Here is a 13,358-nt window from a genome sequence, read left to right as displayed (position 1 = left end):
TTATTAAAATGTGTTTTAAAAGTGTATCGAAAGTATATTAAAAGTGTTATACATATGGTACAATATAATTAAAATATAGATTGAGCATTATAGGAGGTAGCAAGATGGAAATTGGGAAATTACCTAATGAGGTTTTGGAAAAAATAGTTTTATCAAATATAAAAAATAAAAGAGATGAAGTATTAGTAAGAGCTGCAGTAGGAGAAGATAGTGCTGTAATTGATTTTGATAATGATTTATGTGTAATCAGCACAGATCCAATTACAGGGACAACTAAAGATATTGGAAAACTGGCTGTACATATTTCTTGTAATGATGTATCTACCAGTGGAGCAGAGCCTATAGGAGTTTTAATTACTATATTAGCACCACCTAAGACTTCAGAAGAAGATATAGAAAATATTATGAAAGAAGCGGGAGAAGTAGCAAAAGAAATCAATGTTGAAATAATGGGAGGACATACGGAAATTACAGATGCAGTAAACAGGATAGTAATAAGTACAACTGTTATAGGAAAACAGTCTAAGGAAAAATTACCTAATCCAAGAAAGATAAAGATTGGAGATAAAGTACTAATTACTAAGTATGCTGGAATAGAGGGAACATCCATAATTGCAAAGGAATTAGAAAAACAATTAACTGATAAAATAGGGAAAGATAAACTCAATATGGCAAAAAGCATGGATAGTATGTTAAGTGTAGTTAAAGAAGGTACAATTTGTGGACAAATTGGTGTCAGATATATGCATGATATTACTGAAGGAGGAGTTTTAGGAGCGGTTTGGGAAGCATCTAAGGCTACTGGAAAGGGAATAAAGATTATAGAAGAGTTGATACCTGTAAAAGATGTAACTAAAGAAATAGCTGATATACTTAGTATAGACTTATATAGATTAATATCTAGTGGCTCTATGTTAATTATTGCAGAAGATGAAAAGGTTTCAATAATCAATGAAGAACTGAATAAGGTTGGAATTAAAGTTACAATTATAGGAGAGATAATAGAAAAAGGTATTATATTAGAGAAAAATGGGGCAAATTATGATATAGAACCACCAAAATCTGATGAATTATATAAGGCTTTGTTATTTACTAAGTAATATTACATTATGGTTACAAAATTCGTAATTCGTTGACATAATAATTGACTAAATGATATAAATAAAATAGACAAACTTTATTAATGGTTAGGGGCATAAGGAGGTAGATAAATGAAAAGGTGGAAGATAATGCTATCTTTGTTTGTACTATTGCTTTTATTTAGTCAAATAGGATATGCAGCTAGTAACAAGACAATTCAAGTAAGTATGAATGGTACTAAAATTTCTGTAAAGCCAGTACCAATTATTATGGACGGACAAGCTATTAATACGGAATTTCCCTCCTTTGTTCATACTAATAGGACTTTGGTTCCTATTAGATTTGTAGCAGAAAATTATGGTGCGGAAGTTGGTTGGGATCAAAAAACTAAGACTGCTATAGTGAATTATGGGGATAAGGAAGGAAAATTTACCATAAATAGTAATATTGCTATAATAAATGGTGAGAAAAAGACATTGGATAAATATGCCATTCCTAGATTAGTAACCTTAGGAAATAAAGATACTAGGACTATGGTTCCCTTAAGGTTTGTTAATGAATTATTTGGTTATGAAATTGGATGGGATAGTGCAAAAGAAGCTCCATATATTAATTCTAAACAAGAAAATGGTATAGGTATTATAAAGGGGATTTCTATTGGAAAAGGAAGTACAGATAAAAACAAAATAGTTATAAATAGTAATAAAAGTATTGAATATGAGACAATGTTTTTACAGGATTCAAATAAATTAGTCATAGATATAAAGGATTCTAAACTTGATTTAATTGATGTTAAAAATAATCAAGGTATTATTAATGTAAATGATGGTATAATTGAAAACATTGAATACTCTCAGTTTTCTTCAGAACCTAGTATCACTAGGGTTGTAATAAAATTAAATCAATTAGGGACACATGATATTTCCCTTGCAAATGATGGCAAGGATATGGTTATATCCTTTGTAAATAAGGTAAAATCAATTACAAAAGAAATAATAAATGGAAAAGAAGCCATTGTAATTCAAGGTACATCTAAGCCTAAGGTTAATTTGATGAAATTAAAGAATCCAGAAAGAGTAGTAGTAGATTTAATGGATTCTAGTTTTGAAGAAAGTACACAATATAATTATAATTATGATTTAGGATTTATTAAAGGAGTTAGGGCGTCACAATTTAGTGGTGATAATAACTATAGTTCTATTGATAAAATAGTTAGAGTAGTATTAGATGTGAAAGATGGTGTAACTGATCCAGATATAAAATTAGAAAGTCAAGATAATAAAATTATAATTTATCCTGAAAAAACTTCTTGGGAAAATATTTTTTATACTTCAGAAGGTGTTGATAAAATCCTTACTATAAATAATCTTACGGTAACAGATTATTCTGTAGATTATGAGCTAGGCAGCAAGTTAATAGAAATAACCATTCCAAGTGAAAATGTAAAATTAGATGAAGGAATAATTCCTATAAAAGATAATTTAGTTGATGAAGTTGAAATTTATGAAGGTAAATCCAAGACTACGGTTTCTATTAAACTTAAAAAAGATATAGAATATGTTTTACTTTCTAGAGAATTTGATGATAAAATCTCCTTATTATTGAGAAAAGGTGAAAATGTAAAATCTACAGATAGGGTAATTGTTGTAGATGCTGGACATGGTGGAAAGGATCCCGGGGCTATATCAATTGGCAAAAGATATGAAAAGGATTTGAGTCTTAGTGTTTCTTTAAAACTTAATGATGCACTTAAAGCCAAAGGATATAATACAATAATGACTAGGGATAAAGATGAATTTATTGATTTATATGAAAGAGCTAGAATTGCAAACGATAATTATGCAGATGTATTTGTAAGTATACATGGTAATGCCCATGATAATAGGTCAATTGCTGGAATTCAAGTGTTATATTGTCCTGCAACTAATTCAAGCAAAAAAGAAGTAGATCAGCATCCTTTTGCTAAAATTATAATGGAGGAATTATTAAAAGCTACTGGTGCAGCGGATAAAGGAATAATTCAAAGACCAAATTTAGTAGTTCTTAGGGAAACAAAAATGCCAGCGGTTTTAGTGGAAACAGGATTTTTATCTAATGAGGCAGAAGAAAGACTTCTATATACAGAAGAATATCAGTATAAAATAGTAGATGCTATAATAAAAGGAATAGAAAAATATTTTGAAATGTATTAATATATAGGCAAGGGTTACCTTGTCTATATATTTTTAAGGGGGAGAAGATATGGAGTTAATATTTGGGTATTTATTTATTTTCTTTGCAAGGGTATCAGATGTGTCCTTAGCTACTATTCGGACACTGATGGTTGTACAAGGAAGAAGATGGCAAGCCGCATTAATTGGTTTTTTTGAAGTAAGTATCTATGTAACAGCATTGAGTAAGGTTGTTGGAAATCTAGATAATCCATTAAATCTATTATCTTATGCATTAGGTTTTGCTTGTGGAAATTATCTGGGAATTACAATAGAAAATAAAATTGCATTAGGCAATTTGGCAACTCAAATTATATTAAATAAACCAGACAATAAAGAGTTGCTTCAAATCCTTAGGCAAAATGGATTTGGTGTAACAGTCGTAATCGGTCAAGGATTAGAAGGTAGTAAAGAGATATTCAATGTAGCTATAAATCGTAAAGATTTACCTAATTTAAAGAAAATAGTATATGAATATGATAAAAAAGCATTTATAACAGTAAATAATATTAACCCTATTAGTGGAGGGTATTTTGCAACTAATAAAAAGTAAAAGATAAATTAATCATAGTCTGACAACTCTTCTAATATAATATAATAGTATAATTTAGGAGGGTTGATGATGGTGAACAGGAGAATAATATTATTTGGACTAATAGTAGTCTTAGGTTTAACAGTATTGGGAATTGGCAAAAACCTTATTAATGATAGGTTAACAGCTAAGGAAGAGGAAATAGAAATAATTAGGTCTGACGAAGAAGAAGTGGTTGTAGCTGAGGAGGAAGGAATTAGAAGAACAGTTATGTATTTTAAGGATAAGGATGGATATTTAGTTCCTGTAATGAGAAAGATTCCTTGGGAAGAAGGAATTGCAAGGGTAACACTTAAAAATATGATTGATAGCCCAGAAGTTCGGGAAACTTTAAACCCTACTGGTTTATTGCCTATAATCCCAGCAGGTACAGAAGTTTTAGGAATATCTATAAATGATGAAACAGGAGTATGTAAGGTAGACTTTTCTGATAAAGTTTTAGAAAATCAATCAGAAAAGGAAGAAGAAAATTTTATAAAAGGTGTAGTATATACATTAACAGAGTTTCCGGCTATTAGAGAAGTACAAATTTTAGTTGGTGGAAAGGTAATACCTTCTTTAAAACATGGAGGAGATATTAGTAAACCTTTAGCAAGAGAAAATATTAATTTAGTTGGAAAACTAGAAGATGGAAGGTCAAAGGTAGTTGTTTATTATAAGGGTATGAATGAAGAAGAATTTGAATATTTTATACCAGTTACTGTACCTACTTTAGCACCAGTAGCAAATGTATATTCTGCATTAGATCTTCTATTTGAAGGACCACCACAGGACATAGGTTTGTCTTCAGATATTCCAAGGGGTGTTATGCTTCAAGGAGTAGAAGTAAAAAATGGTACTGCATATGTAGATATATCTTATGACAACCACTCAGATTCATCGGAAGATAAAATGTTTAGCGATATAGTAAAAAATATAGGATTGACATTAAGTCAGTTTGAGGAAATTAACAATGTTGAGTTACTTATAGATGGAGAAACAATAAATACTACTATTCCTGTTTTTGCAAATGAATATTAAGGCAGTAACGTTAATTTGGAGATGAATTTTCAATTATAAATTAATAAAGAAAAAAGTGAGCTTTGCTCACTTTTTTCTTTATTAATTTGAATTTGAACCAGTAGCCTTTGATTGTCTTTTAGGGTTTTTAGGATACCAGCCTTTACTTACTCGAACCTCTTGCTCAAATAGTTCTTTAATGCTCCAAAATAGAGTAAAACCTAAAACAGATGTTAATGAAGAAAGGGCAACATTAGATATAACCATAGAAACTACATTACAAATAATTCCTGAAACTAAAAATATTGGCCATACGCCTTTTCCAAAATGATATTCTGTCTTTATAACAATAGGGTGAAATATTCCAATAATAGCAAAGGCTCCAATGCCAACTAAGATTCCACTTAAATTCATATTAAACTCCTCCCATCAATACTTTTATATTTATCAAACAAATGTGAATAAGTCAATTGATTATTTTTATTATAGATAAAAATTTTCTTATTTGGTAAAATATAATAATAGAAAAGGATATTAAAAATAAAGGAGTATATATTTAATATGAAAAAAAGAAAACTTGTATTATCAACGGGCAATCAACATAAGGTAGAGGAAATAAAGAATATACTTGAAGGTTTATCAATAGAAGTTGTTTCGAAGAAAGATGTAGGTTTAGGTGAGTTGGATGTAGTAGAAGATGGTTATACATTAGAGGAAAATAGTTTGAAAAAGGCTAAAGCTTTAGCAGAAGAACTAGATTATATGGTTTTAGCAGATGATTCTGGACTTTTTGTAGATATATTAAATGGTGAACCTGGGGTGTATTCCTCAAGATATGCAGGAGAAGAAGGAAATGATGTAAAAAACAATAATAAGCTTTTACATGAATTAAAAGATATATCTTTAAACAAAAGAGGTGCTAAATTTAAAACAGTTATAGTATTAATAACAGAGAATAAAGAAATAATAGTAGTATCAGGTGAATGTGCAGGTAAAATAGGGTTTGAGTTAAAAGGGAAGAATGGATTTGGATATGATCCTTTATTTATTCCAGAGGGATATAATGAAACTTTTGCAGAATTAGGAGAAGAGGTAAAAAATAAAATAAGTCATAGGGCAAAGGCATTAGAAAATCTAAAAGAGGCTCTAAAGAATATATTAGAGGTAAGTTAATATGAAGATAGCTGTAGTTAGTGATACACATGGGAATAATAAAGATATTATAGAGAAATTATCAGAAATAGAAAAACCAGATATTTTATTTCATCTTGGAGATTATGTCAATGATGGAGTTAAAATATCTAAAGCCTTGGGGATTAAAACCATAATTGTAAGGGGAAATGGAGACTATCTTCATACAGAATATAATGAGGATGAAATTATAGAATTTAAAGGAAAGAAGTTTTTCCTTACTCATGGACATAAGTATAATGTACAAAATGGAATAACAAACTTATATTATAAAGGATTGGAACTAGGTGCTAATGTAGTATTATTTGGTCATACCCATATACCCATTGTAGAAAACCTAGAAAATATGATTATAATGAATCCAGGAAGTCCTTCTTTGCCAAGAAATGCTGTAAAAATAAAAACCTTTGGTATTATAAACATTGGAAATTCAATAGATACAAAAATAATTCAAATAAATTAAGAATATGCTATTGACATTGTATTTAGAACCTGTTATAATTTTAAATTGTTAGCGAATAAAAGTTGAAAGCAATCACTGAGTATCGAACTATGCGGGTATAGCTCAGTGGTAGAGCACTGGCTTCCCAAGCCAGCTGCGAGGGTTCGATCCCCTTTACCCGCTCCAACTGTGAGAGCACCTATAGCTCAGTAGGATAGAGCAACGGACTTCTAATCCGTGTGCCGGGGGTTCGAATCCTCCTAGGTGCGCCAGCTTAATAGTTTAAAACATGGTGGGTGTGGCCTAGTTGGTTATGGCGCCAGATTGTGGCTCTGGAGGTCGTGGGTTCGAATCCCATCATCCACCCCATATTTAAACATGATCCATTAGCTCAGTCGGTAGAGCACCTGACTTTTAATCAGGGTGTCCCGCGTTCGAGTCGCGGATGGATCACCAATAATTCCCATAAAGGGAATATGCGGGAGTGGCGGAATTGGCAGACGCGCTAGACTTAGGATCTAGTGTCATTGACGTGGGGGTTCAAGTCCTCTTTCCCGCACCATACATAAAAATTGGCATAAGCCAATTTTTTTTATACGTAATATTAATAAGCACCAGTAGCTCAATGGATAGAGCACTTGACTTCGGATCAAGGTGTTGGGGGTTCGAGTCCTCTCTGGTGTGCCAAAGAAATAAGCCTTACAATTAATTGTAAGGCTTATTTCTTTTTTATATTAATAAATATAATAATTAACATTGTATTTATAAAATTTTACTGGTAAAATTATTATGGACTTGCTGTAATTTATCTTAATATAAGAATGTTTGTTAATTATCAATTGGAGGGTGACTAATGGAGGAGCTAATATTTGGACTTATTGGTGGAACAGCTTTATTAATGTATGGTGTAGATATGATGGGGGATGGTCTTGAAAAGGCCTCTGGAGAAACCATGAAAAAGATTCTTACAGTACTGACTGGAAAAGTATGGAGTGCTTTTTTAGTGGGTATTTTTGTTACAGCAATAGTTCAAAGTAGCACTGCTGTTACAGTATTGACAGTTGGATTTGTTAACTCTGGTCTTATGAAACTCTCACAGGCAATAGGTATTATTTATGGTGCTAATATTGGAACTACAATAACAGCTCAACTTATGGCATTTAGTTTTAAATTTAAATTAACAGATATAGCATTACCAGTTTTGGGAATAGGTTTTGGAATTAATAGTATTACAAAAAATAAGAAATTTAAAAATATAGGTCAAGCAATGATGGGATTCGGAATGATGTTTTTAGGTCTTAAAATCCTAAATGAAGGAGTTCCATATATGCAGCAAAGTGAATCCCTAAGATACTTTTTTACTAATTATGCGTCTATTCCAGTAATAGCAATATTTTTAGGGATGTGTGTTACTGCAATGGTACATAGTAGTGCAGCTACAATTGGATTAGTAATGGTTCTAAGTCAAGCAGGACTGTTAGACTTGCAATCTTCTATATATATTATTTTAGGAGATAATATAGGAACTTGCTTTACAGCTCAACTTGCAAGTATGACGGGAAATATAAATGCTAGAAGAACAGCATGGGCTCATACTCTTTACAATGTTTTTGGAGTTTTGCTAGCTTTAATACTAATGCCAGTATTTATAAAAATTATTATATTTCTTACAAACCATTTTCATAAAACAGATACTAATATATCTGCATATATTGCAAATTCACATACCTTATTTAATTCTATAAACGCATTAATATTTTTACCTTTAACAAAATATTATGTAGAATTTTTATATAAAATAATAAGGTCAAAAGAAAATGGACTTAAGGAAAAGGTAATATTAGATAAGCTTTTGATAGATACACCAGTAGCAGCTTTAGAAGCTTCAAGATCTGAGATTATTAGAGGCACGGAAATATTAAAACATATGGTATCAGATGTAATGAATATGATATATTTAGATGATAGAAAGAAGATAGCTGAAATCATGGATAATGAAGCAGAGATAAATCAAATGCAGAAGGATTTAACAAGATATATAGTAGAAGTTTCAAGAAGAGAATTAACAGAGAGTCAATCTATTATGGTACCTGCCATGATAAGTAGTATAAATAATATTGAAAGATCAGGAGATAGAGTTATCGAAATATCTTCTTTGTTTAACAAAAAAATAGACGGAAATCTTTCCTTTACGGATGTTGCCATAACTGAATTAAAAGAATTGGAAAGCTCTATTATTGAATTGTTTGATAATACTATTATTGTTCTTAAAAAGAGAGATAATGATATTATAAAAACAATTGTTGAATTAGAGGACAAAATAGATGAGATGAGTGAAACCTTCCAAGAAAATCATATAAGAAGGCTTAATGAAGGGTCTTGCAATGTGGACTCAGGAGTGCTTTTTATAGATATAGTAGGTCATCTTGAAAGAATTGCAGATCATATATATAAGATAGCCATGTATACTAAAGATGAATTATTTGGTGATAAGAGAAAATATAATTAAATGTTTTATGAAATCAAACTTCCGTAATAAATAACTATTATGGAAGCTTGATTAATATTGGTTAATTAGATATTTAAAATTATTTAATTAGCCAATCAATATTATTCAATATTTGAGGATTCTTCACGTTATTAGGAATACTTGAGTTCAATATCTTTCCTACTGTTTCAGCTGTAATTCTTATTTGTGAATTTGATGCTTCTTCTGATAAATAAGCAGAATGAGCAGTAACAATAGTGTTGGGCAAAGATATGATTTTTTTGTCAATTTCTTTAGGAGGCTCATTTTCTAATACATCTAAACCTGCTCCTTGAATATAATTATTTGTAAGAGCTTCATAAAGGTCTTCATGGTTTATTAAACCTCCTCTTGCAGTATTGATTAAAAAGGCTGTTGATTTCATTATTTTAAATACTTCCTTATTAATAATATTCTTTGTACTCTCTAATAGGGGAGTATGTAATGATAAATAGTCTGATTCTTTAAATAAAGTATCTAAATCAACTTTAGTTACATTTAATGTTTTCATATCCTCTTCATTGACAAAAGGATCATATGATATGATATTAAGGTGGAAACCACTTAATTTTTTAGCTACAGCTTTAGGGATGCTACCAAATCCTAGTAATCCTACGGTACTATTTTCAAATCTTTGGATTTTTCCTAAAACAGATAGATCCCAATTTCCATTCTTTACATAAGGAACCATGGAATAAATTTTTTTGTTACATCCTAACATTAACATAATTGCATGGGTAGCAACTTCATCTACACAATAATCTACTACATTAGTGACTATTACTTTATTCCTAGTGGCAGCTTCTATATTAGCAGCATTAAATCCTGTGCTAGCAGCACAATATGCCCGTAGATTTAATTTTTCATAAATCTCATCATCCATTTCTTGATCCCAGGAAATTAAAATTTCTACATCTTGGCATAGTTCAATTAATTCTTCCTTTTCTAAAACATTTTCAGTTAAGAATAGGAACTCTACATCTTTGTATTCTTCCCTAATATATTTCTCCATTTTTTCTATATCTTCCCTATTCATACCTGGAACACCACATAAAGCTACTTTTTTCTTTACATTCATTTAAATTCCTCCTATTTAAAAATTTCCATTTTAGCTATTTTGTCAAAAGCTTCATTTATCTTGTTTTTACCAACAGTTGCTGCTATCCTTATATATCCTTCTCCATTATCACCAAAGGAAGTGCCAGGAAGAACCATTACATGAGCTTCTTCAAGTATTCTATGGGCTACTTCTTGAGAAGTAAGTCCTGTAGCCTTTATATTTGGAAATAAATAGAAAGTACCTTTTGGTGGTAATATTGAAACGTTTTTAAGCTGCTTTAATCTTTCATATGCTGTAAAAGTTCTAGCTTTAAATTCTTTAATCATTGGTGGTTGAATTTCTTTTCTAAGTTTTATGGCATACATTGCTGCTTGTTGAGAGATTGAAGGAGCAGTAAAAACATTATTTTCGTTTATATCTTTGATTATATTTATAATATACGGCTCAGCGAGTATATACCCAATTCTCCATCCTGTCATTGCATAGTCCTTAGAAAAGGAGCTTATAGTAATAGTTCTCTCTCTCATGCCTTCTAGGCTTGTAATAGGTATAAAAGGCTCTTCATAGCTAAATATGGTATAGATATCGTCTGCTATCACTAATAAATCATATTTCTTAGCAATGGACGCTATATTTTCTAAAGTTTTAATAGTTAAACATGTACCCGTTGGATTGTTTGGTGTATTTATTATTATAGCTTTAGTCCTATCAGTTATTAGATTTTCTAATCTATCCATATTAAGTTGGAAATCTTCTTCTTCCAAGGTTTCTAAAAATACTGGTATGCCTCTTGCCAATTTTACTTGTTGTGGATAGGGAGTAAAATATGGAGAAGGTATTATAACTTCATCACCATCATCTAAAATGGCTTCTAATGCTAACCACATTGCATGACAACCAGATGTAGTTATCATACATTCTTCTTTTACCAATTTGTAATTATATTCTTCATAGTAAAAATTGCAAATAGATTCTCTAAGTTCTACTACACCGTAGAAGTCGGTATAATGGGTATGACCATTTAATGCATCTTCAAAAGCTTTTTTTATAATCCTTTCATCCGTATTAAGGTCCGGATCTCCAAGACTAAGATTAATCAGGTCTGGATATTTTCCCAATAAATTTGTACTTTCTCCCATGGGAGTAGATATGGAATTCCAATATCTTTTTGAGATATAAGGACTTTTCAAGTCAATCACTCCTTTAATGTTTATGTTATGAAACGATGTTTCAAGATTGAGTTGATTATATATTAAGTTATAAGAAAGTTCAATATATTTTATAAAATTATTTTATTTCTCTACATATTAATGTAAAGTATTTTTTCCTATGGTATAATTTATTGATAACATTTTTAGTAAAGGAGAATTTTATGGAAAATGGAAATAATTATATAATTCCAATGATAGATAGAGCTTTTGAGGTAATAAATTTTATGTATAACTCTATTGAAGAAGTAGGTATTTCTCAAATATCTAAAGAATTAAAGATTCCAAAAGCAACTGTTTACAGGATATTATTTACATTGAGTAAATGGGGATTTGTAGAAAAGAGTAATTCTGATAAATATTTCCTAGGTAAGTCCTTTATCAAATATGGTTCAAGAGTAAAATCAGATATAGATATTTCAACAATTGCTACTCCCTATATTGATTCATTGGCAAAGGAAGTTGGAGAAAGTGTAAATTTGGGTATTCTATATGAAGATTTAGTCATGACTATATATAATGCAAAGGGAGAAGATTTCTATCTAGTTTCTAAACTTATACCCATCAGTCCATTAAATTGTTCTGCCATGGGAAAATTATATCTTTCTCAGTATTCAGATGAAGAGTTGAGAAAATATTTTAATAGTGATAAACCACAATCAAGAACTATAAATTCAATAATTGATTTAGAAAAATTTTTAGAGTTAAAAGAGAATATAAAAAATGAAGGAGTTTCATACGATAGAGAAGAGTACGAATATGGGCTTACATGTATTGCGGCTCCTATAAAGAATTGTGAAGAGAACATAGTAGCTACAATTAGTATTTCAGGGCCAACTTCGAGATTGGGCTATAAAGGGTTTGATTATTTAAGAGATAAATTACTTAAAACTGCCATAGAGATTGAGAAATCCTGGAAAGTTCTATATTAAAATTAGTATAACTAAATAAAGTTAGAGAAAAATTTTTTGAATGATTTAATGTTTGATAGAGGATTTTTTATTATGGGGTACACTAATTATAGTTAATATTACTTTAATTACCAAAGGAGAGATTTTATTGTTTAATATAGTTTTATTAGGGACTGGTGGAGGTATGCCTATGCCTAATAGATTTTTGTCCTCCATGATTATAAGTTATAAAGGGAGAAAGATTCTTATAGATTGTGGAGAGGGAACTCAAGTATCTATGAGAAATTTGAAAACAGGATTTAAACAGATTGATATAATATGTATAACTCATGTTCATGGAGACCATATTTTTGGTTTGCCAGGACTTCTTTCAACAATTGGAAACAGTAGTAGAATTGAACCTGTTACTATAATAGGGCCTGAGGGAATTGCTGATGTAGTAAATGGACTTATATCATCAATATCCTATTTTCCTTACACTATAAATATAATAGAAAATCCTAAAAATTCTTTAAGTATTCAAATATTAGATAATGGAATGTCAATAAAAGATTATACTAAAAAACATAGTAATAATGATATTATTCTTTCTACTTTGGATCTCGAACATTCTTCACCATGTCTAGGATATAATTTTTATATAAGACGGAAACCTAAGTTTTATCCAGAAAAAGCAGAATTATACCAAGTACCTAAAAAGATATGGAAAAGACTTCAAAATGGAGAAGTTATAATACATAATAATAAGACATATACTCCAGATATGGTACTTGGAGAAGAACGAAAAGGAATAAAGTTAAGCTATATAACAGATACAAGACCAGTAGATAAAATATTAAATTTTATAAATGAAAGTAATTTATTTGTATGCGAGGGTACTTATGGAGATAATGAAGATTTAGATAAAGCAATAAAAAACAAACATATGTTGTTTAGTGAAGCAGCAGAATTAGCCCGTGATGGAAAAGTAGAGGAACTTCTACTTACTCACTTTAGTCCAGTCATGGATGAACCTCAGTTATATAAATTAAATGCTATGAACATATTTTCAAATACAGTTATAGGATATGATGGATTTAAAAAAGAATTAAACTTCACATAATCAATATGGATATAGTGTAGAAACTATCATATTACT

General features: G+C 30.1%; 12 protein-coding genes and 6 tRNA genes. 15 read left to right on the top strand and 3 right to left on the bottom strand.

Translation table 11 applies throughout. The features are described from left to right. Positions 1-104 precede the first annotated feature (104 nt). The 4 genes from BUB33_RS08650 to BUB33_RS08635 all read left to right on the top strand — a co-directional run bounded on the left by BUB33_RS08650 (position 105) and on the right by BUB33_RS08635 (position 4,902). Entirely contained in the window at positions 105-1,100 is a 996-nt protein-coding gene (locus BUB33_RS08650; protein ID WP_072975518.1) for an AIR synthase family protein, read from the top strand. A 111-nt stretch (positions 1,101-1,211) separates the two neighbouring features. Further along, entirely contained in the window at positions 1,212-3,272 is a 2,061-nt protein-coding gene (locus tag BUB33_RS08645; RefSeq protein WP_072975515.1) for an N-acetylmuramoyl-L-alanine amidase family protein, read from the top strand. Positions 3,273-3,321: 49 nt separating this feature from the next. Then, positions 3,322-3,843, top strand: a complete 522-nt coding sequence (locus BUB33_RS08640; protein WP_072975512.1) for a DUF2179 domain-containing protein — start codon at positions 3,322-3,324, stop codon at positions 3,841-3,843. 69 nt (positions 3,844-3,912) lie between these two features. After that, complete coding sequence (locus BUB33_RS08635) at positions 3,913-4,902, top strand: GerMN domain-containing protein (RefSeq protein ID WP_159429179.1); 990 nt, start codon at positions 3,913-3,915, stop codon at positions 4,900-4,902. A gap of 81 nt (positions 4,903-4,983) precedes the next feature. Here the strand turns inward: BUB33_RS08635 and BUB33_RS08630 are convergent, their stop codons facing one another. Then, positions 4,984-5,295 (bottom strand): DUF4491 family protein, encoded by a 312-nt coding sequence (locus BUB33_RS08630; RefSeq protein WP_072975507.1) that lies wholly within the window; start codon positions 5,293-5,295, stop codon positions 4,984-4,986. Positions 5,296-5,442: 147 nt separating this feature from the next. On the opposite strand from BUB33_RS08630, the gene rdgB reads away from it, so the two are divergent. The 9 genes from rdgB (at position 5,443) to BUB33_RS08585 (ending at position 9,023) form a co-directional block, all read left to right on the top strand. After that, positions 5,443-6,054, top strand: coding sequence for an RdgB/HAM1 family non-canonical purine NTP pyrophosphatase (rdgB, locus tag BUB33_RS08625; RefSeq protein WP_072975505.1), 612 nt, complete (start codon positions 5,443-5,445; stop codon positions 6,052-6,054). 1 nt (position 6,055) lies between these two features. Continuing rightward, positions 6,056-6,535, top strand: coding sequence for a metallophosphoesterase (locus BUB33_RS08620; protein ID WP_072975503.1), 480 nt, complete (start codon positions 6,056-6,058; stop codon positions 6,533-6,535). Positions 6,536-6,626: 91 nt separating this feature from the next. Continuing rightward, positions 6,627-6,700: transfer RNA gene (locus BUB33_RS08615), tRNA-Gly, on the top strand. Positions 6,701-6,709: 9 nt separating this feature from the next. Further along, positions 6,710-6,786 (top strand) — tRNA-Arg (locus BUB33_RS08610). Between the two features lie 20 nt (positions 6,787-6,806). Next, positions 6,807-6,883: transfer RNA gene (locus tag BUB33_RS08605), tRNA-His, on the top strand. A gap of 11 nt (positions 6,884-6,894) precedes the next feature. After that, positions 6,895-6,970, top strand: a tRNA-Lys gene (locus tag BUB33_RS08600). 22 nt (positions 6,971-6,992) lie between these two features. After that, a tRNA-Leu gene (locus BUB33_RS08595) sits at positions 6,993-7,076 on the top strand. Positions 7,077-7,125: 49 nt separating this feature from the next. Beyond that, positions 7,126-7,201, top strand: a tRNA-Arg gene (locus BUB33_RS08590). Positions 7,202-7,367: 166 nt separating this feature from the next. Next, positions 7,368-9,023 (top strand): Na/Pi cotransporter family protein, encoded by a 1,656-nt coding sequence (locus BUB33_RS08585; protein WP_072975501.1) that lies wholly within the window; start codon positions 7,368-7,370, stop codon positions 9,021-9,023. A gap of 79 nt (positions 9,024-9,102) precedes the next feature. On the opposite strand, the gene BUB33_RS08580 is transcribed toward BUB33_RS08585, so the two are convergent. Together BUB33_RS08580 and BUB33_RS08575 are read right to left on the bottom strand one after the other, a co-directional pair. Next, entirely contained in the window at positions 9,103-10,119 is a 1,017-nt protein-coding gene (locus tag BUB33_RS08580) for a C-terminal binding protein (protein ID WP_072975498.1), read from the bottom strand. A gap of 11 nt (positions 10,120-10,130) precedes the next feature. Continuing rightward, positions 10,131-11,291, bottom strand: coding sequence for a pyridoxal phosphate-dependent aminotransferase (locus BUB33_RS08575; RefSeq protein ID WP_072975496.1), 1,161 nt, complete (start codon positions 11,289-11,291; stop codon positions 10,131-10,133). A gap of 182 nt (positions 11,292-11,473) precedes the next feature. Between BUB33_RS08575 and BUB33_RS08570 the strand changes: the two genes are divergently transcribed. Then, positions 11,474-12,241: an IclR family transcriptional regulator gene (locus tag BUB33_RS08570; protein WP_072975494.1), complete on the top strand. Its 768-nt coding sequence runs from the start codon at positions 11,474-11,476 to the stop codon at positions 12,239-12,241. A gap of 127 nt (positions 12,242-12,368) precedes the next feature. Beyond that, a complete protein-coding gene (locus BUB33_RS08565) occupies positions 12,369-13,322 on the top strand; it encodes a ribonuclease Z (protein ID WP_072975492.1) in 954 nt (317 codons plus the stop codon). Positions 13,323-13,358 lie beyond the last annotated feature (36 nt).

Source organism: Tissierella praeacuta DSM 18095, assembly GCF_900128955.1.
GTDB classification, from domain to species: Bacteria; Bacillota; Clostridia; order Tissierellales; family Tissierellaceae; genus Tissierella; species Tissierella praeacuta.
This window is presented reverse-complemented; position numbering and strand designations above follow the sequence as displayed.